Origin of the sequence: Paenibacillus sp. MMS20-IR301 (assembly GCF_032302195.1) — a bacterium.
Lineage (GTDB): Bacteria > Bacillota > Bacilli > Paenibacillales > Paenibacillaceae > Paenibacillus_AQ.
In genome coordinates this window covers 1829748-1853154 of record NZ_CP135275.1, presented here as the reverse complement: position 1 = coordinate 1853154, position 23407 = coordinate 1829748, and the positions used below count along the sequence as shown (strand labels likewise).

The following is a 23407-nucleotide window of genomic DNA, read 5'->3' as shown; positions in this document are numbered from 1 at the left end:
ATATTTGGTTGGGAGTAATAACCATATATAACTGATGCAGCGAAAGGATGTGATTGGCAAGCCTGACCGGTACCCATGGATTTCAGATGAACAGGAGGAGTTAAGTTTATGAGTTTAAAAGCTTCCCTCAAGAAATCAGTACTTGCGTTCTGCATGTCACTACTCATGGTTATATCGCTTGTAGTCCCCCCGGCTCCGGGATATGCACAATCAGCTGCAGGCACTTTGCCTGCTAGGCAGGCGGAGTATCTGAACCGCGGCCTGGTTGCAGTTCTGACGGATAACGGCGTCTATTTGAGCTGGCGGTACTTAAATACGGATTCGGATGAAATCGCTTTCAATGTATATAAAAACGGACTCAAAGTAAATGCGGCTCCAATCAGCGACTCTACTAACTATGTGGACAGCTCCGGCGCAGACAGCTCGCAATACCAGATATCCACGGTTCTGGGCAACACGGAAGAGATGCAGCCGGAGACGGCAGCGGTGCTGCATCATAATTATCTGCCTATTCCGCTGGATAAACCGGCTGACGGCCGGACCAAAGACGGAGGGACATACTCGTATTATGCCGGAGATGCCTCTGTAGGAGACCTCGATGGTGACGGCGATTATGAAATCGTTTTCTTGTGGAGTCCGAGCAATTCGAAGGACAACTCACAGGCCGGTTATACCGGCAATGTCTATATTGATGCTGTCGAGCTGGACGGTACGAAGCTCTGGCGGATCGACCTGGGCGTCAACATCCGTGCCGGAGCACACTATACCCAGCTCATGGTGTATGATCTGGACGGCAACGGCAAAGCTGAGGTTGTCGTCAAAACAGCGGACGGCACGAAGGACGGCCAGGGCACGGTAATCGGTGACGGCACTAAGGATTACCGCAATGACGGCGGATATATCCTGAGCGGGCCGGAATATCTGACGCTGTTTGACGGAATGACCGGCGCAGCCGTATCCACCGTCGACTATGTTCCGCCAAGAGGTGATGTCAGCGCCTGGGGTGATGCTTACGGCAACCGGGTAGACCGTTTCCTCGGAACAATTGCCTATCTGGACGGTGTGAAGCCGAGTGTGGTGATGGCACGCGGCTACTACACGCGCACTGTGCTGGCAGCTTTTGACTATGTAGGTGGCAAGCTGGTACAGCGCTGGGTATTTGATACCAAGGAAGCCGGCTCACAGTATGAAGGACAGGGCAATCATAATCTGAGTGTGCTGGATGCCGATAATGACGGCAAAGATGAAATTATGTACGGCTCACTCGCTATTGATGACGACGGAACCCTGATGTACAGCACCGGACTCGGTCACGGCGATGCGATGCACGCCGGTAAGCTTGATCCTGACCGGGACGGCTATCAGATTGTAAGTGTCCATGAGCACACGAATGCCGAATACGGGCTTGAGATGCGTGATGCGGCTACAGGGGAGATTCTCTGGGGCCAGTATACAGGCAAGGATACCGGACGCGGAATGTCGGCGGATATTGATCCGAATTACCCGGGTTACGAATCCTGGGCCTCCACCATTGTGGACGGACAGATGGACCCGTTATCCCGCGGATATGCAGCGAACGGCGAGGTTATCTATGAACAGACTGAGGTTCCGCGCAGCGCCAACTTTGCAATCTGGTGGGACGGGGACCTGCAGCGCGAGCTGTTCGACCATGAATGGAATAACACTACAGCCCAAGGCATACCGCTGGTTTACAAGTGGGATTATGCGAACAAGCAGCTGAAGGAGCTTTTCCGGGCAACGGGAACCTTAACCAATAACCACACCAAGGGGAATCCGGTCCTGCAGGCAGATCTGCTCGGTGATTGGCGCGAGGAGATTCTGCTGCGCAGCGAGGACAGCTCGGAATACCGGCTCTATACAACGACTATCCCTACATCTTATAGAATTCCAACATTGATGCAGGACCCGGTGTACCGTCTCGGTGTAGCCTGGCAGTGTGTAGGTTATAACCAGCCGCCGCACACCGGATTCTATCTCGGGACAGAAGCAACCGGATTCCCTAAGGCGAATCTGTCACTGACCGGAGCACAGGCACAGCCGGAACAGGTGTATGATTTTGCATTTAGTACGGAACCAGCTGCTGGAACCACCGGAGTACAGGATACTCTATACACTCCGGCAGCGGGATACGGCTTCGAGGATTCAACCGGAATCACGGTGGATGCTAATCACGCCACGCTGCCGGAGAATGCCAGATTCGTTGTCGACCTGCCGGATGCCAATTATAAGGTTACACTCAGGCTCGGGTCCGAAGCCCGTAATTCCAAGGTAGGTGTGAAGTCGGAATTCGTGCAGAAGCTGGCTGTGACGGATATAGAGGCGGGGCAGCCGCTCGTCTATTCCTATGATATTGCCCTGGTAGACGGACAGCTGGAGTTTGTCTTCTCCGGCTCAGCCATAGATGTACAGGGGATCACCATTGCTAAGTACCCGGAGAAAACAAAAGGAGATGCGACGACCATCTATATGGCCGGTGACTCCACCATGCAGTCCTATAGTGCGGCACAAGCTCCGCAGGAAGGCTGGGGGCAGCAGTTCGGGAAGTATTTTGCAAATGGTGTTGTGATCCAGAATGAATCGATCGGCGGCAGAAGCAGCAAGTCATTTATGGTTGACGGCCGTCTGGATTCCATTCTGCAGCGGATTAAGCCGGGAGATTATTTCTTCATTTCCTTCGGCCACAATGATGCCAGCGCAGGAATTCCTGACCGGTATGCCTCACCGGCTGATTACAAAACCTACCTCACCCGCTATGTGGATGGCGCCAGAGCGCGCGGGGCTTCGCCCGTGCTGCTTACTCCGGTAGGCCGCAGAGATTTCAATACCATCACCCAGGAGTTCAACGTAAGCTTCCCGGAATATGTGAAAGCTGCCAAAGAGGTAGCAACCGAATTGAATGTACCGCTGATTGACTTGAGCCAGTTAAGCATCGCTTACTATGATAAGGTGGGTCTAAGCGCTACGGAGAAAATCTTCCTGTACGCCAACCCCGGCGAATATCCGAAATACCCGAACGGCGTTGGCGATAATACGCATTTCAGCAGCTACGGCGCACAGGTCATTGCCGGATTGGTTGCTGGAGCAGTGAAAGAGCTGAATTTGAGCATTTCGCCGTATGTTATTGACCCGGATCTTACTGAACCGGAGCCGGAACCGGAGGTTCAGGTCTATGAAGAGGATTTTGAAGGTGATGCTTCAGCGGCACAATATTCAATGGTTAATGCCACAGGCATTGCCGGGCAGATGACGGGAACCGTGACCACGCAGAATGGAAACAAGGCGCTGTCCGTGACCGGGTCCGGCTCAGGCAACCGCGCGAAGGTATTCAGACTGTTCGATGCTGTGAACGGTGATATCGTCAATGTCAATTTCGACTGGCATTCCGGCAATGTAGGGGCCTCCCCGTCTGAAGGTCATCTGTCGCTGCAGGATGCGAATGAGAATATTATCCTCACCTTGCTGACCAAGACCGAAACTGCAAGTCCTGCTGCCAAAATCCATTATTTTGTCGGCCCGTACACCCCAGATTACGGAACCGGCACTACAGCAGTTCCTGATGGCGGAATTGCGACGGAACTTCTGAAGAACCAGTGGGTCAACGTAAATGCTAATATTAACTTTGCTGCGAAGACCATTGATCTTACATTAACGAGCCTTGCTGATCCTTCTGTGACGCAGATGATTAAGGATATTCCAATGAATCCGGGTGTCTACGCCAATAATGTAAGGGGAATCCGCTTCCTCGGTACTAGAAAAGGCGGCGGCGGCACACTTAGCTGGACTACGCAAATCGATAATGTAAAGCTTGAGGGCAAAATGCTGCCGCCGGTAGCCGGTGATCAGAAGGCCTTGATCGCACTCCATGCCGCAGTAAAAGCGCTGGATCTGTCAGCTTATACCGAAGCATCCATTGCTGTACTGAATAAAGCTTTAGCTGCAGCAGAAGCCGTTATTGGCAAGGAAGCGACTCAAGCTCAGGTCAATCATATCTTCAATATGCTGACTATAGCCAAGAATTCACTGCGCAGTCAGCCGGCGGGAGATATCCGTATCTACAAATTCGACTTCGGCTCCGGGGACGCTGCTCCGGGATATACCAAAGTTGATGCCAAGCAGGCTTACATCGAAGGAAACGGTTATGGCTTTGCCGACACGGCACTGGTCCAGGATGAGAACAGGGCGACCGGAAATGCACTGACCGGGGATTTCGTCCGGATCAACGGCTCCTCCTTCCTGGTGGAAATGCAACCGGCCAATTACCGGGTAACGCTGACCCTGGGTGACGCACAGGAAACGTCCAATGCGGGCGTTACTGTCGAGCAGATGCCAAAGTTCCCGGTTACTGCAATAGCCAAAGGCCAGTTTACCGAAGTGTCCTATGACATTGCTCTGATTGACGGTATCTTTGATTTTACCTTCCAGGGCAGCGCACCGAAGATCAATGCATTGACGATTGAACGGCTCCCGGAGAACGGTACGGGCAGCCAGCCGGTCATTTATCTGGCGAGCGACTCTACAGTGGCCAATTATGCGGAGAGCTATCGTCCGCAGACCGGCTGGGGTGAGACGCTGGGCGGTTACTTCGATCTGACCCAGACCAGCATCGATAACCGGGCGGTCAGCGGACTCAGCAGCAAGACCTTCCTTGTCGGCGGTTATCTTAACGATATTCTGCTGGATATTCATGAGGGAGATTATCTGTTCATGCAGTGGTCGCATAATGATTCCACGCCGTCCCGTCCGGAGCGTTATCTTACACCCGAGCAATTTAAGGTGTATCTGAAGGATTACATTAACGGTACGGTGCAAAGAGGCGCAACTCCGGTGCTGGTTACACCGGTTAATAGACGTGATTTTACAGGAGAGGTCTTGAATAAGAGCTTCCCGGAATATGTGCAGGCCATGAAAGAAACGGCACAGGAAACAGGTACGCTGTTGATTGATCTGAATCAGGTCAGCTGGGAATATTTCCAGGAGCTTGGCACCGAAGGAACCAAATCGATCTTTATGTGGGTAGGAGCGGCTGAGGATAATACACATCTCCAGATGAACGGTGCGGTCAAGGTGGCCGAAATGGTGGCACGGCTGGTACAGCAGCTGGATATTCCGCTGTCTGCCCTCGTTACCCTTGAAGAAGAGCCATCTGATACCACCGCTCCGCATACCATAGCAGCTGTTGAGGGAGAGCAGCGGAACGGCTGGTATACTTCAGCGGTTGAAGTGAAGTTTACTGCGGCCGACGAAGGTTCAGGAGTGGATGCCACGTACTACCAGGTTGACGGAAGTGAGGCAGCAAGCGGGCTGCAGCTGACACTTAGTGAAGAAGGACCGCACAGCATTACTTACTGGAGTGTCGATAAGCAGGGCAATAAGGAAGCAGCTAAGACACTTGCGGTCCGCATCGATCTTGCGCCTCCGGTCATCTCTATTCAAGGTCAAACGGAGTACTCTATAGCAGAGCATGTAGAGATTGCTTACACTGCCTCCGATACAGCCTCCGGCGTGGCCGAGCCAGAAGGTGCACTGCTGAATGCACCGGCTTATACGCTGGAGCCCGGTCTTAATCAAGTCACTGCATCCGTGTCTGACCTTGCCGGCCGGGAGAGCATTGCCGAGTTCAGCTTCGGAGTTACGGCTACCTTCGCAAGCCTTGCTGAGCTGACGCGTGCCTTCGCAGCAGAATCTTCTGACCCCGGCGCAGCTGCATTTGCCGGGCAGCTTGCTGCTAAGCTTCAGGAAGCGGAAGCAGCAGCAGAGTCGCATGATGGGGCGAGAGCACGCCAGCTGCTCGCAGCCTACAGCAACGAAGCCAGTAGAAGCAACATATTTGCTTCGGAACAAGTTGCAGCACTGTTGAAGTGGGCAGCATGGCTCAGCCAGGCAACACCGCTGGCAAGCAGTGCTCCGGGCACTCCGGTATTGTCCGATAATAACGGGTATGACACCGGTCTTAGGGACGGGGATTATACAGTTACAATGAATCTCTGGTGGGGCAGCAACGGTACCCGGTTCAAGCTGTATGAGAACGGGGAGCTGATCAAGGATGTGCCGCTGGCAGACCAGTCTCCGTCAGCCCAATCGGTACAGACTGTGATTGCAGGCAAGCGTAACGGTACGTATGTCTATACAGCTGAACTGATTAATGCACTGGGAGTGACGAAGAGTGATCCGCTTATGGTAACCGTCACGGATGCCGCTCCGGGTCAAGGGGTACTGTCACACGATAACTGGGATGGAGACGGCAGCTATCACGTCACCATGAATCTGTGGTGGGGAACCAATGCTGCTGAATATGCACTCTATGAGAACGGCAAGCTGGTAGATACCCAAGCGCTGCAGGCGCGCACCCCGGGCGCCCAGTCGGCCGTAACGAATATCTCCGGCAAGGCTCCAGGTATGTACGAATATGAAGGTGTGCTGCGTAATGCGGCAGGAGAGACGAAGTCTGTGAAGATGATTGTGACGGTGCGATAGAGGAATAGCGGCAGCTAGTAAGCCCGCAAAGATCCGCAACACAAGCAGCCCATCCTCTTGGAGGATTGGGCTGCTTATTTAATGAACATTATCCGCCCGAATAGGATTCGGAACCCCAACTTCGGGTTCCAATCCTAAGGCGTTATAAATAATTGGAGAAACGTATCTTAATTAAGCGGTTTTGGAGAGATTGCGGGAATGAGTTGGATAAACGTCATTTAAATTGATGCATTTCCTCTATTCAGGCTGATTGGCCTTGAATTAAGTGCTATTTATCCAACTGCTGTTTGAAATGGACGTTGCCGTTCAAGAATAAGTGGAGAAAATCCAACTAATTCCAGGCACCGCCGATGCGGGTTGCAGAGGTATTCACTGCAATCCGCATCGGCGGTTACAGCAGATTTCCGTTATTTATACTCAGGCAGCCAGCTGCCGTGTGCTGCAATCAGCTCGTCACACATGCTTACGATATCATCCATGGACAGCTCGGCTGCGGTATGCGGATCGAGCATAGCCGCGTGATAGATATGCTCCTTCTTGCGGGTGACCGCCGCCTCAATCGTCAGCAGCTGGGTGTTGATATTCGTCCGGTTAAGCGCAGCACATTGCGGCGGAAGATCACCGACATAGGTTGGCGTTACGCCGCTTGCATCCACAAGACAAGGGACCTCAACACAGGCTTCTCTTGGCAGATTCGTAATCAGTCCGGTGTTCATAACATTACCGCCAATCTTGTACGGGATATTGGTCTCCATGGCTTCCAGAATGTAAGAAGCATACTCATGGGAACGCTCATGCTTCAGCTCCTGATTATTCACCAGCTCCCCGCGCATCTGCTCCCAGCGGCTGATCTGCTCTACACAGCGTCGCGGATATTCGTCCAGCGGAATCTGGAACCGTTCGATCAGCTCAGGATAGTTTCTTTTGATAAAATACGGATGGTATTCCGCATTATGCTCGGAGGATTCCGTAATATAGTAGCCGAATTTCAGCATCATCTCATAGCGGACCATGTCGCCATGCGGCTCCAGCTGCTTCTCTGCAGCACGGCGCTTGATCTCCGGATACAGATCCTTGCCGTCTTTGGTCACTTCGAGCAGCCAGGCCATGTGGTTGATGCCGGCAATCTTGGCCTGCACACCGGTCTGGTCCATTCCAAGATGCTCGAACATGCCGGGAACACACACCTGCACGCTGTGGCATAATCCCACAGTATTGACGCCGCCGTAAGTATTCATTACATTCGTCAGTACTGCCATCGGGTTGGTGTAATTGAGGAACAGCGCATCCGGGCACACTTCACGGATATCCGCGGCGAAGTCTAGCATAACCGGGATCGTACGCAAGTTGCGGAAGAGGCCGCCGATACCTGCTGTGTCTGCAATGGTCTGGCGCAAACCGTATTTCTTCGGAATTTCAAAATCGGTAATGGTACACGGATCATAACCGCCGACCTGAATCGCATTAATTACATATTTGGCCCCGCGCAGCGCTTCCTTGCGGTCGGTGTAAGCAGTAACGGTGCAGGTGCTGCCGCCGCTGTTCTTCAGATTATTCAGCATATTCTCGGAATCCTTCAGGCGCTGCAGATCGATATCAAACAGAGCCAGCTCAGATCCTTGCAGAGCAGGGGTAGCCATGATATCCCCCAGGACGTTTTTGGCAAACACTGTACTTCCGGCACCGATAAATGTAATCTTGGACATTGGAATTTAGCCTCCTATAAGTTGCGGAACCAGCTTCTGCCCGACTTGATTATAAATGAAATATTGGCGAATTCCGCTGTGGCAGAAGCTTTCTTCGCTGTTGTCGTCTATAATTACTATAGATTAGAAGGCAAAGCATGACTATGGAGAAAGACAAGATAGATATGGAGGAATGTTGCATTTGAATCCCGAACATTATGATTTCATGATCGGTATTAATCTTACTCCGGATGAGCAGGAGCTTTCGGTGCTGTTCAGCGGAGAGGGGAGGCCGCATCCCGGCCACAAGATCGGCCCGTCTGTTCACGATTATTATCTGATCCATACCGTGCTGGAAGGCGGGGGGCAGTTTCAGAGCGGGACTTTCTCGGCACGCTGCCGGGCGGGGGATACCTTCGTTATTTTCCCCGGCTCGCTCTTCAGCTATCAGGCGGATCAGGATACCCCTTGGCATTATGCCTGGGTAGCTTTGCAGGGCACAGGGATTCATGAGCTGCTGGCGGCGGTTGGCATTACCCGTAACCAGCCTTTTCTCCATGAGGGTAACGCCGCTGAACTCCATACTCTATATACGCGGATCCGGCTTTCTTTCCAGCAGTCAGCATACCCGCGGCTGGAAAGTCTGGAGGCTTCGGGCTGGGTACGGCTGCTGCTGCATCAGTTCGGACGGGGCAATCTGAATGCGCTGCCTGAACATCTGGCGGCAATGCCGGAGATCATCGACCGGCAGATCGATCAGGCGATCCGCTGGATATCGCTGCAATTTCATCAGCAGATCAGCATCGATCATCTGGCCTCCTCGCTCGGATACCACCGGGTTCATCTATCCAAGGCTTTCAAGCAGAGAACCGGACTGTCACCCAAGCAATTCCTGCTCAAAATGCGGATGGACAAAGCGAGAGAACTGCTGGAGGGGCCGCTGACCATTGAGCAGGTTGCCTCTTCTGTAGGCTTCAATGATGCCCTCTATTTCTCGAAGCAATTCCGCAAAGCTACCGGGATGCCGCCGAGTGAATACCGTTCCGGGTTCAGAAACTAATTCATTCTATCTCTATATTTGTCCGCAAGTGGATGGTTCTGCTGGAACGCTGCTGCGGCGCGGGCTATAATGGGTGAACGGGCTTTGATACAATCACGAAGCAGAGCGGGTCTGCATACCTGTGCTGCGCCAGAAAGAGAGGCATTAAGTAAATGGCAAAAACCGTATACGTGCTTGGAGAACTCAATGTGGATATGATTGCCGGTGGACGGGATGTGACGCCGGAATGGAACAAGGAGAAGCTGCTGGAACGCTTTAATCTTGTGCTCGGCTCCTCCTCGGCCATTACAGCAGTAGTGCTTGCCGGCTTAGGCCTGGATGTGCGGTTCGTCAGTATCGTCGGCGATGATGCCCTCGGACGGTTCTGTGTGGATGCACTTACCGCTATGAATGTGGATACAAGCAGAGTGGTGTTTGACCCTAGCCGTGCGACCGGTGTCACGCTCTCACTGTCTGGTGAAAAGGACCGGGCGCTGCTGACCTACTTGGGAACAATTCCGCTGCTGCAGCCGGAGCATCTCCCTGAAGAGCTGTACGAACAGGCCGATCATATTCACTTCGGCTCCTATTATTTACAGGATGGCATGCGGGAGCATTGGAAGGATGTGTTCGGCAAGGCACGGCAGCAGGGCTGCAGCACCTCCTTCGACACAGGCTGGGACATCCGTGAAGAGTGGCTGCCGGAGAGTATCAGTGAGCTGTTGCCGTTCACCACACTGTTTATCCCCAGCCGGGACGAGCTGACAGCCATCTACGGTGTAGGAGATGAGCACGAAGCTCTGCAGAAGTTGCCCGCAGAGAACGGAACCGTTGCAGTCAAGCGGGGATCTGCAGGTGCACTCATCCGGACCAAAGACGGGCTGCTGCTGGAACGCCCGGCCTACCGCATCACGCCTATCGATACAACGGGTGCCGGAGACTCCTTCAATGCCGGGCTGATCTATGCACATCTTCAGGGACTGTCGCCGGCGGAGAGCCTGGATTTCGCTTCGGCCTGCGGAGCAATGGCTACGCTGCGGATCGGTGGTGCCAGCAAAGCGCCGGCGGTTGAGGAAGTGCGGAGCTTTATGGAGGAGCATACTTTTGCTGAGTAATTGATATCCGGCGTTCTACTCCAAAGGAGGATTAACCCCGGATGCCGGACCCGCAGGGACACGGTGAAGGACAGAGCGATTACGGCAGGTGTTTGATTGATTTTGTCTGCAAAAGAAATAACCATCCCCTGCATAAGCACCGCCCTATTATGGAAAACTTTATTTGTGCGATTCATGCATAATTCCATAAATGAGAGGTGCATAATGACAAATCAGGATCCGCAGGAGCTTCTTAAACTTAAGCATGCACAGGATGAGCAGAAACGTCAGTTCACCAATTTCGCCCGGAATGTCAGCAGCGACGGTGAGGTGGAGGCCGGCCAGGAGTTCAGTGTCGACCGGGTGCCTGACGATCAGAACCGGATGAAATCGGTGGAGAACAAACGCACCTGATTGTCAGGCAGGCTGATTGAGGTAATTGGAACCCGCGCGTTGCGCGGGTTTTGTTATGTTCGCAGTTGATTCCCGCACGAAGCAAATTTCATGAATCCGTCCGGCTGGGCCGGGGTGAATGCTCATACACAAATACCCTGCCCGGAATACACTAATGGGAAATCAGCAAAAAGAAGGTAGGGAGCTGCATGAGAATCGATCTGGGCAGCGGAAGGAGCAAGCATGCCAACTGCATCGGGATTGACCGCGTGGGCTACAAGGGAACCGACCTGATTCATGACTTCAATCTGCCGATACCGCTGGCCGACAGCAGTGTGGACTTTGTTATGGCCTCGAACAGCCTGTGCTATGTGGATAATCTGCAACAGGTAATGGCGGAAATTTACCGGGTTTGCCGTCACAGCGCGGTTGTCGTCATTGTTGCTCCTTATGCCCATGCCACAGCGAGCAGAGTCAATCCCGAATATAAACAGCAGTTCGACGAGCATCTGCCTAAATATTGGACTGCCCATCCGGATGATACACTGTATGCCGACGAATTCCCGCTGACCGGTCCGCAGGCGCGTTCTTATGAGGGGGAGCTTAACGATCCACTGGTTGATTTCCGCCTCTTGCGGATGGAATTTTTCTATTATCCTGCATATCATGGCTTCTACAGCCAGGCGGAGCTGGCGCTGCTGCGGCAATCCCAGCTGAATGTCGCTTATCAGATTATGTATCATTTGCTTGTAGTCAAAGAGCCGGTATCACCTGGTGAGCTGTCCGGCTTCCGGGCCAAGCTGAAATTTGAAGAGCCTGCATATATCCAGGCCCAGCGCATGCAGAGTGGAATGGATGAAGGAGGGGATCCGCCTTTTTATCTGGATCATCTTGCAGCGGAAACAGCGGAGCAGGCCGGCAGATTGGAGCCGGTCAAACTGCCGGTAAGCCGGCCGGCCAGAAGCAGGGGCAACAGCAGAACGCGCAATAAAAGACTCAGCACCTCCCGGCGTAAACCGGCTCAGCGGAGCAAAACCAGGCCGTCTTCCGGCAAACGGCGGACCCAGGCAGCGGGCAGGTAAAGCTGGTGGACCAAGAGGAATGCAGCAAGGGGCGATCCCAGAACCGTTTCCGGTTCCGGGACCGCCCCTGCTTTTGTTGCTTCTGGCGTTGCCATTCCTGCCTTGCAGCTAATCATTACAGCAGATTACTCTTCACCTTCCGGAAGTGTATCGACTTTACCGACAACTTTATATTTCTTGCCGTCCTTGTCGGTGACCCCCAGCGTGAACTGGTTCTGACCGACATAATCGGTGTTCGGAATCAGGGTGAAGGTGCCGTCCGCATTAAGGGACAGACTGGCGTTGCCCGGTGCAGCTACCAGCTCTGCTCCGGTAATGCCGCCCAGACCGATGTTGTTCAGGTTACCAGTCAAGGCTGCATTCGCCTCTGTAGAGTAGTTGACGGTCAAAGCACCTGCAACAGGGATGACTGTAACGGCGACAGTGTAGAGATATACATTGCCCAGCGCATCGGTAATCCGCAGAATGAAGGTGTCGGTACCTGTAAATCCGGCATTCGGTGTATATACGAACGAGCCGTTTGCGCCAAAACCAAGCACGCCATGAACTGGAGGCGTCAAGAGAGCATATGCGGCACCGGCTCCGCCTGGCGCAACACCGCTAACTGGCGTTCCTTCAGGCGTACTAAGTCCGGCATTCAGGACAATCGGAGCGGGACTCGGCGGGTCATAGACGATAACAGTGATGGTAGCCTGAGCGCTTCGTCCCAAGCTGTCAGTAACGGTAATAATGAAGCTGTCGGTGCCGAAGAATCCGGGATTAGGCACATATGTGAAGGTGCCGTCCGGATTCACAACAACCGTACCGTTAGCCGGCTGGGAACCTGCCGAATATATCAACGGCAGGCCCGCCGGGCTGGTTGCAGGCAGCCGCCCGGATACCGGCTGGTTCTGTATGGTTCCAATTCCGATATTGGTCGTAACCGGCCCGCCCAGCGGCGTCACAGTAACCGTTACTGTGACGGTAATACTGACACCGGCACTGTTCGTTACAATGACTGTGAAGCTGTCTGTACCCGCGAAGCCCGGATTTGGCGTATACGTGAAGGTGCCGTCCGGGTTGACCACAACTGTTCCGTTCGCCGGAGGTGTCCCCAAACTATAGGTCAAGGCCAGCCCGGCCGGATCAGTTGCGATTACAGCACCGGTAATCGGTTGACCAGCAGAGGTACTGACAGCAACTGGTGAAGCTACAGGTACGTCAGCAACGACAGTTACAGTGACAACAGCAATGTCATTAAGCCCGAAGGTATCGGTTACGATGATCGGGAACGTATCTACGCCGAGAAAGCCAGGGTTCGGCGTATACGTGAATGTTCCATCCTGATTCACAACTGCAACCCCGTTGGCCGGTCCCGGGACATAGAGCGTATATAGCAAGACAGTCGTATCCGGGTCGGTCGCTGCAGCCTGGCCGCTGACTGATGTGCCGACAGGCGTGGTAAGTGCAATATCCGGCGCAACCGGAGGTACAGCAATAACCTGAATAGTGACTGTTCCGGTAGCTGATGCACCATAGATATCTGTTGCGGTAACCGTGAAGCTGTCTACACCAACGAAGCCCATATTCGGAACATACGTGAAGGTCCCGTCAGGATTGACAACGGCAACGCCATTTGACGGCAGTCCTGCCAGCGTAAAGGTTAATGCGGAGCCTTCAGGATCAACAGCGGTAATCTGTCCGGCTACCGGCACATCAGCGAAGGTATCATACACCTCATCTGTAATCACTGGCGGGAGCAGCGGGATGGTTATCATTACTGTAGATAAGGCGCTTGCCCCGTTGCTGTCAGTCACCAGAACTGTGAAGGAATCAATTCCCGTGAACCCGAACGCAGGTGTATAAGTGAATGAACCATCCGGATTCAGCACGGCGGTTCCGTTGACAGGGAATGAATTGATTGTATACGTTAAGGGATCTCCACTTGGATCAGATGCGATAACCTGCCCGTTAACCGGAGTATTGGGGATACCGCCAATAGACAGGTCCTGTGCGGTCGGCGGCAGATTCAACACTGTTATAATTGCACTGGCCATTGCGGTTCCGCCTAATCCGTCACTGACGAGAACAGCGAATACATCTGTACCCGCGAAGCCCGGATTTGGTGTGTAGGTGAATGTTCCATCCGGATTAACCACCGCAGTGCCGTTTGCCGGTGGCATACCTAGGGTGAAGGTCAGCAGATTACCGTCCGGATCGGTAGCTGTAACAGCACCGCTGACTGGAATATTCTCGTTCGTAGTCAGCGAGGTACCAATGGCGACTGGCGGCAGATTGACCACATTAATGGTAACCGTTCCAGTGCTGGTTGCTCCTGTGCTGTCAGTAACCAGAACAGTGAAGCTGTCCGTGCCAATGAAATTCGGATTAGGTGTATACGTAAAGGTACCGTCCGGATTAACAATTACAGTGCCGTTTACCGGCGGTGACAGCAGGGTGAAGCTGAATGGATTCCCGTCCGGATCTACTGCTGTAATCTGGCCTGCTACAGGGGTGTTGCTGCCTGTCGTCAATGTTACATCCGTGGCGACCGGAGGATTAGGGGCTACATTCACAGTAACGGTGGCGAGGGTAGTGCCGCCGCGTCCATCGCTGACTGCTACTGTGAAGAAATCTGTGCCTACAAAAGCCGGGTCAGGCGTATAGGTGAAGATGCCATCCGGGTTCAGCACTACTGTACCCGATGCTGGAGGGGTACCGATAGCATACGTCAACGGATCGCCGTCAGGGTCAAATGCGATGATAGCTCCGCTGACCGGCAGAGGCTGAGTAGTATTCAATGTAGCATTCTGAACTACCGGCAGCTGATTCACGACATTAACCCGCACTGTTGCAACAACGGTACCGCCCTGATTGTCATTGACAAGGACTGTGAAGGCATCGGTACCAGAATAGCCTGTATTCGGTGTATAGGTGAAAGTGCCGTCCGGGTTAACTACAGCTGTACCATTAACCGGCGGTGACTGCAGGCTGAATGTGAGCGGGTCACCGCCCGGATCAACCGCAATAATCTGCCCCGAGGCCGGAGTGTTAATGTTCGTGCTGATTGAAGTGTCTGCAGCAATTGGCGGAATGTCGGTTACGGTTACGATGACCGGAGCGATTGCTGTACCGCCCAGCCCGTCGCTTGCAAGTACAGTGAAGTTATCCTGGCCGACAAACGTTGAGTCAGGTGTATACAGGAACGTACCATCCGGATTAACGACAACCGTTCCGCTAACCGGCGGGTTCAGCAGCGTGAACGTAATCGGATTGCCTTCCGGGTCGGTTGCCGTTACTGCACCAGCCACAGGGACATTCTCCGGTGTAGTTACACTGGTTCCGACAGCTACGGGCGGGTTATTGAACACATTAATGAACACCGTAGAAACAGCATTTCCGCCTTTGCCGTCACTGACGAGTACGGTGAACGAATCAGGTCCGATATAATTAACATCCGGGGTAAAGGTAAAAGTACCGTCCGGATTCACCACCGCAGTACCGAAGACAGGGGCAGCATTCAATGTAAAGGTGAGCGCATCCCCATCAGGGTCGATGGCGGTTACTGCGCCGGCCACCGGTGTATTGGCCGGTGTGCTGAGCTGTACATTTTGCGTAATTGGCGGCTGATCGATAATATTAACCGTTACCACGGAGGTAGCGGTACCGCCTCTGCCGTCACTGACCAGCACACTGAACGTATCGGTTCCAACTACTCCGGCATTAGGTGTATAGGTGAACGAACCATCCGGATTCAGCAGCACAGTTCCAAGTGCAGGAGGAACAGATAATGTATACGTCAGCGGATTGCCATCCGGGTCAACCGCAGGAATCTGTCCGCCTGTCGGTGTATTCTGCAGTGTGTTCAGCGTCAGATTCTGGGCAACAGGCGGTGTATTTGATACGTTCGCTGTAACTACTGAAGTAACAAATACGCCGCTCGTATTCGTAACGAGTACGGAGAAGGTATCCGTGCCGGCAAAACCGAGATTAGGCGTGTAGACGAAGGTACCGGTTGCCGGGTTAAGAACAACTGAACCATTAGCCGGTGGAACAGAGAGGGTATACGTCAGCGTTTGCCCCTGCGGATCAGTTGCAATGACCTGGCCGCCTACAGGAATATTAGTAGTGGTAGTGACAGTGAGATCAGAAGTGACCGGTGCAGCCACCGGAATGGCAACCGTAACATTGGAAGTTGCCGTACCGCCCTTGCCGTCACTGACCAGCACAGAGAAGGTGTCTACTCCGATGAAATTGAAATTCGGCGTATACGTAAAGGAGCCGTCCGGGTTAAGCACAACCGTACCGTTTGCCGGCGGTGCAGACACTGTGTAGGTAAGAATATCGCCATCCGGATCTGTGGCCGGAATCTGCCCGGCTACAGGTGCATTGACCGGTGTGACCAGCGAAAGATCCTGTGCGACCGGCGGACGGTTAAATACATTAACGACGACGGTACCAACGGCTAAGCCGCCTTTCCCGTCCGTGACCAGCACGGTGAAGGAATCGGTTCCGACAAATCCGATATTCGGGGTATAAGTGAAGGACCCATCCGGGTTCACTACGGCAGTACCGTTCCCTGGTGAAGAATGCAGGACATAGGCCAGCGCATCACCGTCCGGATCCGTAGCGACTACCTGGCCGGCCAGAGGCGTATTCTGCGGTGTAGCCAGAGATTGATTCTGTACCACCGGGTTCTGATTGAGCACGTTAATCGTAACGGTGGAGACCGCTGTTCCGCCCCGTCCGTCACTGACCAGCACCGAGAACGAATCCGGACCCACAAAGCCCGTATTTGGCGTGTAGACAAATGAACCATCCGGGCCCACTGCTGCACTTCCGTTCACTGGCGGAGTCAGCAAAGAGAAGACGAGCGGATCTGCGTTAGGATCGGTAGCGGTAACCTGCCCGGAAGCCGGGATATTCTGAAGGGTGGAGAGTGCTACATCGCTGGTCACCGGCGGCAGATCAAGCACATTAACCGTTACAGAGGCCACTGTTGTACCGCCGAGCCCATCAGAGACCGTAACCGTAAAGGAATCTGTACCGGTGAAGCCGGTGCTAGGCGTGTAGACGAATGTACCATCCGGATTCACCAGGACCGTTCCATTTACCGGGCTGGTGTTCAGTGTGAAGGTGAGCGGATTGCCATCCGGATCGGTAGCTATGACCTGGCCGGCAGCAGGGGTGTTACCATTCGTGGTAATCGTCAAATTCTGGGCAACCGGTGCCTGATTGGCTACATTGACCGTTACGGTGGCAAGTGCCGTTCCGCCTCTGCCGTCACTGACCAGTACAGTGAAGGAATCAACTCCGACAAAACCAAGGTTCGGCGTATAAAGGAATGTGCCGTCGGGATTCACAACAGCAGTTCCGTTTGCCGGGAGCGAGTTCTGCGAGAAGGTTAATGGATCTGCGTTAGGATCGGTTGCTGTGACCTGCCCGGGAACAGGTGTATTCTGCAGGGTAGATACGGTAACATTACTGGTAACCGGTGGAAGGTTAATGACCTGAACTGTGACTGTGGCGATGGCGACTCCGCCGCTGGGATCACTTACCTGTACGGTGAAGGTGTCAGTTCCTATGAAGTTCAAGTCCGGTGTATACGTGAACGTTCCGTTTGGATTAACTACTACCGTCCCGTTTACCGGCGGGGAAGCGAGCGTGAAGGTTAGGGGATCGCCATCCGGATCAGTCCCGGTCACCTGGCCGGGAAGGGCAATATTTTCAGGTGTTGTCAGATTCAAATTACTGGTAACCGGAGGCAAATTAATAACTTGAATGGTTACCGTAGACAGCGCTGTACCGCCATTCGGATCGCTGACAAGCACCGTAAACATATCGGTACCGGCGAAGCCGGGGTTAGGCGTGTAGGTGAAAGAGCCATCCACATTAACAACTACGCTGCCGTTCCCCGGCGGAGTGTTCAGCGCATACACAAGCGGGTCGCCATCCGGATCGGTTGCAATGACCTGGCCTGGAACCGGCACGTTTTTATTAGTGGTCAGATTAAGGCTCTGGGCAACCGGCGGCTGATTCACTATAGTAATTGTAATCGTCGAAATAGCTGTTCCGCCCTGCTGGTCACTGACCAGCACAGTGAAGGAATCCATACCGACGAAACCGGGATTGGGGGTATACGTGAATGTGCCGTCCGGATTAACGCTGGCCGTTCCATTCGTGGGAACAGAGTTCTGAGAATAGGTCAGCGGATCACCGTCGATATCTGCACCCACTACCTGACCCGAGACAGCCACACCTTCAGTTGTAGTAAGCGCATAGTTAGGAACTGTAGGCGGCCTATTGCCTATAGCCACATTGTTGCCGTTTGAGCGTGCCATACCGCTGAAGACAGGACCGTTAGGAAGGCTCTGGAAGTTGTAGGTCAGGTTAGCGACATTGGATTGGGTAGAACCGGCCGGGCGGGATACAATCTGTACTGAATACACTATCGTAACGGTCTGCCCTGGAGCTATGACTCCCAGATTCAGGCCTGTGACCGGATTGGCAGCCGGCTGGTTAATTCCGTTGACCGAGAGGGAGCCGGGAACAAATACACCGGAGGCCGGGAAGCTGTCCTGCAGCAGAACAAGCGTAGCGGAAGCAGTGCCGTTATTGCTCGCTGTAATGGTGTACTGGATATTGTCACCGACAAGGGCGGAGGATACATTAGAGCTTTTGTTAAACACAAATAACGGAGCATTGACATCCACCTGGAGCCCAAGACTGCTGACCACATACGCATCGCCTTGTGAGGTTACCTGAATCACGGCAGAGTCTGAGAGTTGCTAAGCTGCGGGGAGACGTTGACGTTCGTGATATCCCACCCTTGGCGTGCGCCGATTCTGGCGGTGCCTGGAGTTGAATTCAGACTGCCGAACGTACCGTTCGTATCGAGCAGTCCTTGGTCGTTATTGATCTGCGAGCAAAAAAAGTTGTTGATCGGGTTGTTTGGTCCGGAGATGGCGGTTAGTGAGCCGGCAGTCGGACCGAATAACACCTGGTCGCCTACGATCTGCGGATCGCCTTCACCGGCACTCACCATGAGACGACCGCTAACTGCTCCCGTGACAGGTGTTGCAAATCCGCTGATCGTTGCAGACGAAGAGCCAATGGCCTGGTTGACCACTTCCGCGCCTACAAAGACACTCATATTGCGGGAGGGCAGATACGGACTGGAATACACCACAGCGAGCGTCCACCCGGCAAAGTTTGCATTGTTCTCAGAAGCTGAGACGGTACCGACCACATTGCCAGTAGTGTAAGTGCCTGCTCCACCCTGCTGGACAAGGGCCGTTACATTGGCAGAATTGACATAGTCAGGAGCTGCAGGAGCCGTGTTGACTGCCGTTGCCGGATCTGGAGCAACTGAGAATACGCCTGCCGGTGTAGTGAATGTGATGGAATTCCCGATGCTGCCGATCAGGTTGTTGCCTCCGGTGTTGTAGCTGGCCGACCAGACCAGTTCAGCATAGAGGACGCTGGCTCCTGCCGGCAGGCTCAGAATAGCCGAAGATGAGTTCAACGTGTAATTCAGCGTTGTCCCTAGCGGGAAGTTGCCGGCTTGAAGTGTGTTATTGGTCGTAGAGAAGGCGCCTATCGAGCCAACGATCCCCTGGTTATTCTGGTTTGTTGTTTTGTTAAGCCCGAGCGTGTTGCCCGTGAACGTCATTGCTCCGTTCATGGTCGTGTTATACCTGAGCTGAAACGCCATATATACTTTTCTCCCTCCGCAGATTAGAAATTTGCTCCATATCTCCACATGTATATTTGGGCGGATGGTTGTAATATTCCGTAGATATCCAAAAAATGCGTGTTGATTTAGTGAAGACACACACTTCGCTTATGGCCTGATCATGCTAACTTTAGGCCTTATAATCAAGGATTAGAAACAGCCGCTTCTCTATAATAGTTATGAAATCTACCTATTTAGAGGAGTGGTACCATTTTGGCTGTTCAGCTGCCTGTAAGCTACAGGAATCCCGTAATCAGCGGGTTTCATCCCGATCCCAGCATCTGCCGGGTAGGAGAAGATTATTTTTTAGTAACCAGTTCGTTTGAATATTTCCCGGGGGTGCCGCTGTTTCATAGTACAGATCTGGTGAACTGGCAGCAGCTTGGCCATGTCCTGACACGGACTTCGCAATTGAATCTGCGTAATACCGGGAGCTCAGGAGGTATTTACGCACCTACCATCCGGCATCACGCCGGCAGGTTCTACATGACAACTACCAATGTCTCAGGCGGGGGCAACTTCTTCGTCTACACAGACGATCCTTGGGGAGAATGGTCCGATCCGGTCTATGTGGATCAGCCGGGGATCGATCCGGATCTGTTCTTCGATGAGGACGGGGCGGTCTATTATACCAGTGCACACGACGCCGGGGGCCAAGGGGCTTATCAGAGCCGGATTGATGTGAAGACGGGCGAACGCCTGACGGATATTCAGCTCGTATGGAAGGGGAGCGGCGGCCAGCATCCTGAAGCACCGCACCTCTACCATATTGGCGAATGGTATTATCTGATGATCGCCGAAGGCGGAACCGAATACGGGCATATGGTCACTATTGCCCGGAGCAAGCGGCCGGACGGCCCGTTTGAAGGCTGTCCGCATAATCCGATCCTCTCCCACCGGAGCCTGCTGAGCCCGATCCAGGCTACAGGACACGGGGATCTGATTCAAGCACCGGACGGAGGCTGGTGGGCGGTATTCCTGGGAATCCGGCCTGTCGGCTATCCGATGCAGCATCATTTGGGCCGGGAAACATTCCTGGCGCCGGTGAGCTGGACAGCTGACGGCTGGCCGGTCATCGGCGATAACGGAATAGTCAGCGAGCTCATGCCCGCAGACGGTCTGAGGCTGCAGCCGCTGCCAGCGGCTCCGGTCCGGGATGATTTCGAAGCCAAGGAGCTGGCTCCCTGCTGGACCTTCCTGCGTACCCCTGACCGTGAGAACTGGTCACTTACAGAGAAGAGCGGCAGTCTGACACTGCACGGTTCGCCGGTTACATTGAATGAAGCAGCCACCCCTGCATTTGTCGGGCGCAGACAGCAGCACTTCGCAGGCCGCTTCGCAGCGCATTTGACGTTTGCACCGCAGCAGGACGGTGAAGAAGCCGGACTTACAGTTTTTATGAACGAACGGTTTCATTATGAGCTTGCAGTAACACAGCTTGGCGGCGTACGCGTACTGATTTTCCGCAGACGACTGGGGACACTATGGAGGATTGAGCAGGAGATCCCGTGGGCATCAGATACTGCCGTACTGACCATCTGTGCTGACAAGTCTCAATATGTCTTCAATTACTCGGATGGCGGGAGCGAGCCGGTAATCATCGGACAGGGGGAAAGCGGGCTGTTGTCCACTGAAGTAGCAGGCGGTTTTACCGGGGTATTTATAGCAATGTACGCTACAGGCAACGGGAAGTGTTCGCAGGCTCCGGCTCACTTTGACTGGTTCGATTACCAGGAGTTATGTTAGGTTATGCCAGTCTCCTGCATTTCCTGTAATAAAGGATGAGATCCGTTTATTAACGGGTCTTTTTTTATTAACCCAGCATTCGTAATTCGTACAAAAAAATTGAAAATGTCCGTATTATGCTAAACCGTGTCCATGTTATTAAGGCCGCGGATAATGATCTGCTATATAGTAAATGACGGAAGCGTGAATAAGAACAACAAGGAGTGGTGGGGTTTTGTCTGAAATACCGTTAGTACAGAATGAGCAGAAGGTAAGCCGGGGAAGGAACTTCTGGCACCGGGTGGCCCGGCAGAAGTATCTGTATCTGATGTCCGTACCTTTTGTAATTTGGGCCTTTGTGTTTAGCTATCTCCCTCTTTGGGGCTGGACGATGGCCTTTCAAAAGTTCCAGATCGGCAAGCCGTTTTTTGACCAGACATGGGTTGGACTGGATAATTTCAAGGAGCTGTTTCAGGATTCCCAGTTCTTCAATGCACTCCGCAATACGCTGGCAATGAGCTTTATGGGGCTGATTGCAGGATTTATGGTACCTATTATTTTTGCAATCCTGATTAATGAAGTACGCTCCTCTTTCCTGAAGAGATTTGCTCAAACGGTTTCATACCTGCCGCACTTTGTCTCCTGGGTGGTCGTAGCCGGCATCGTGACCAAAATGCTCGCAACAGATAATGGTGCGGTCAACCAGCTTCTGCTGCAGCTGCACATCATCCAGGAGCCGATTCAATTTATGGCCAAAGAAAATCTGTTCTGGTATATCGTCACCAGCGCTGATATCTGGAAGGAGACCGGCTGGAATGCGATTATCTATCTGGCAGCGATTGCCGGAATCGGACCTGAATTGTATGAAGCTTGCCGTGTAGACGGTGCCAGCCGGCTGAGACAAATCTGGCATATTACACTGCCGGGTATCCGCTCAACGGTAATTATTCTGCTTATTATGTCTATCGGCCACCTCGTCAGTATCGGCTTTGAGAAGCAGTTCCTCCTTGGCAATCATCTGGTGCAGGAGAAGTCAGAGGTACTCGATCTCTATGCTCTGAATTACGGGCTCGGAATGGGGCGGTATTCATTTGGTACAGCCATTAACATCTTCAATTCAGTAGTCAGTTTAATGCTGTTATTCCTGGCCAACGGCATTTTCAAAAAGGTTACTAAAGAGAGCATCATGTAGGGGGGACTTGGGTTGACGAATATAAAACGATCCGGAACTCCGCTATCGGACCGGGTCTTTGATCTCATAGTTTATATTGTAGTCGGGTTTGTCATTATAGTTACGCTGTATCCGTTTCTAAATGTCCTGGCGATTTCGCTTAACAACTCATCTGACACAATCAAAGGCGGGATTACAGTGATTCCGCGCCAGTTCACGCTGGAGAATTACTCGCTCATTTTTTCCTTTGACGGTCTGTTGACCGGGCTGAAAATATCCGTGCTGCGGACGGTTATCGGCACTCTGCTGGGGCTGGCTGCTTCATCTATGGTCGCTTACGTACTGAGCCGTGCCGATTTTGACGGACGGAGATTTATCTCGACCTTTCTTGCTCTTACGATGTACGTGTCCGGAGGCCTGATTCCGTTTTATCTTCTGCTGCGGGATATTCATATGCTTGGAACGTTTTCGGTCTATGTTTTACCCGGACTGGTAAGCGCCTTCAATATCTTTGTTATCCGTTCATTTATTGACGGGCTGCCCTATGCTCTGCAGGAGTCCGCTACGATCGACGGGGCCAATGATTTCACGATCTACTGGAGGGTTGTTCTTCCGTTAACCTTACCCGCACTGGCAACCATCGCTTTATTCCTGGCAGTCGGGCAGTGGAACTCATGGTTTGATACCTACATGTATAACGGCTCGAAAGAGCATTTAACCACATTGCAGTTCGAACTGATGAAGGTATTGCAGAGTACGCAGGCCGGCTCCACCAGCGGCGGTGTCAACGGTCAAAGCATGAACCAGGTAATGAGCCGGATTTCACCTGAATCAGTCAAGATGGCCATTACGATTATCGTCACCGTTCCCATTCTGCTGGTGTACCCTTTTCTGCAACGTTACTTTGTTAAAGGCATGACGCTTGGCGCAGTGAAAAGCTAATTTGGTATCAGCAGGCTAACCTGTTTATACAATATAACGATTATGGGGGATTTCAGGTGAATAGACA

11 protein-coding genes are annotated in these 23407 nt (G+C 53.0%); 8 read left to right on the top strand and 3 right to left on the bottom strand.

The features are described from left to right. Window positions 1-108: 108 nt before the first annotated feature. On the top strand, window positions 109-6495 hold the full coding sequence (locus LOS79_RS08155; protein WP_315417959.1) for a rhamnogalacturonan lyase family protein: 6387 nt from the start codon (window positions 109-111) through the stop codon (window positions 6493-6495). A 407-nt stretch (window positions 6496-6902) separates the two neighbouring features. Here the strand turns inward: LOS79_RS08155 and LOS79_RS08150 are convergent, their stop codons facing one another. Further along, window positions 6903-8201, bottom strand: a complete 1299-nt coding sequence (locus LOS79_RS08150; protein ID WP_315417956.1) for an alpha-glucosidase/alpha-galactosidase — start codon at window positions 8199-8201, stop codon at window positions 6903-6905. Between the two features lie 172 nt (window positions 8202-8373). Between LOS79_RS08150 and LOS79_RS08145 the strand changes: the two genes are divergently transcribed. From LOS79_RS08145 to LOS79_RS08130, 4 genes are all read left to right on the top strand, one after another. Then, the gene (locus LOS79_RS08145) at window positions 8374-9240 is read left to right on the top strand and encodes an AraC family transcriptional regulator (RefSeq protein WP_315417953.1); all 867 of its coding nucleotides are present in this window, start codon (window positions 8374-8376) and stop codon (window positions 9238-9240) included. Window positions 9241-9392: 152 nt separating this feature from the next. Further along, complete coding sequence (locus LOS79_RS08140; RefSeq protein ID WP_315417950.1) at window positions 9393-10334, top strand: carbohydrate kinase family protein; 942 nt, start codon at window positions 9393-9395, stop codon at window positions 10332-10334. 204 nt (window positions 10335-10538) lie between these two features. Further along, window positions 10539-10727, top strand: a complete 189-nt coding sequence (locus LOS79_RS08135) for a hypothetical protein (protein ID WP_315417947.1) — start codon at window positions 10539-10541, stop codon at window positions 10725-10727. A gap of 188 nt (window positions 10728-10915) precedes the next feature. Then, window positions 10916-11788: a methyltransferase domain-containing protein gene (locus tag LOS79_RS08130; protein WP_315417945.1), complete on the top strand. Its 873-nt coding sequence runs from the start codon at window positions 10916-10918 to the stop codon at window positions 11786-11788. Window positions 11789-11913: 125 nt separating this feature from the next. Here LOS79_RS08130 and LOS79_RS08125 read toward each other — a convergent pair whose 3' ends face one another. Next, on the bottom strand, window positions 11914-18537 hold the full coding sequence (locus LOS79_RS08125; protein ID WP_315417942.1) for an Ig-like domain-containing protein: 6624 nt from the start codon (window positions 18535-18537) through the stop codon (window positions 11914-11916). Beyond that, window positions 18534-19481, bottom strand: a complete 948-nt coding sequence (locus tag LOS79_RS08120; protein WP_315417939.1) for a hypothetical protein — start codon at window positions 19479-19481, stop codon at window positions 18534-18536. Before LOS79_RS08120 ends, LOS79_RS08125 begins: the two co-directional genes overlap by 4 nt. A gap of 234 nt (window positions 19482-19715) precedes the next feature. Here LOS79_RS08120 and LOS79_RS08115 point away from each other — a divergent pair, with 234 nt between their 5' ends. From LOS79_RS08115 to LOS79_RS08105, 3 genes are all read left to right on the top strand, one after another. After that, window positions 19716-21248 carry a glycoside hydrolase family 43 protein gene (locus tag LOS79_RS08115; RefSeq protein ID WP_315417937.1) on the top strand — a complete coding sequence of 511 codons (1533 nt, stop codon included), beginning with the start codon at window positions 19716-19718 and terminating at the stop codon, window positions 21246-21248. A gap of 307 nt (window positions 21249-21555) precedes the next feature. After that, the gene (locus LOS79_RS08110) at window positions 21556-22419 is read left to right on the top strand and encodes an ABC transporter permease (protein ID WP_315422072.1); all 864 of its coding nucleotides are present in this window, start codon (window positions 21556-21558) and stop codon (window positions 22417-22419) included. A gap of 21 nt (window positions 22420-22440) precedes the next feature. Beyond that, a complete protein-coding gene (locus LOS79_RS08105) occupies window positions 22441-23340 on the top strand; it encodes a carbohydrate ABC transporter permease (RefSeq protein WP_315422069.1) in 900 nt (299 codons plus the stop codon). The last annotated feature ends 67 nt before the right edge of the window (window positions 23341-23407 follow it).

Bases quoted from the DNA above. Each gene is read 5' to 3' on its own strand.
- LOS79_RS08155 (WP_315417959.1), top strand. From the start codon at position 109: ATGAGTTTAAAAGCTTCCCTCAAGAAATCAGTACTTGCGTTCTGCATG.
- LOS79_RS08150 (WP_315417956.1), bottom strand. From the start codon at position 8,201: ATGTCCAAGATTACATTTATCGGTGCCGGAAGTACAGTGTTTGCCAAA.
- LOS79_RS08145 (WP_315417953.1), top strand. From the start codon at position 8,374: ATGTTGCATTTGAATCCCGAACATTATGATTTCATGATCGGTATTAAT.
- LOS79_RS08140 (WP_315417950.1), top strand. From the start codon at position 9,393: ATGGCAAAAACCGTATACGTGCTTGGAGAACTCAATGTGGATATGATT.
- LOS79_RS08135 (WP_315417947.1), top strand. From the start codon at position 10,539: ATGACAAATCAGGATCCGCAGGAGCTTCTTAAACTTAAGCATGCACAG.
- LOS79_RS08130 (WP_315417945.1), top strand. From the start codon at position 10,916: ATGAGAATCGATCTGGGCAGCGGAAGGAGCAAGCATGCCAACTGCATC.
- LOS79_RS08120 (WP_315417939.1), bottom strand. From the start codon at position 19,481: ATGGCGTTTCAGCTCAGGTATAACACGACCATGAACGGAGCAATGACG.
- LOS79_RS08110 (WP_315422072.1), top strand. From the start codon at position 21,556: ATGTCCGTACCTTTTGTAATTTGGGCCTTTGTGTTTAGCTATCTCCCT.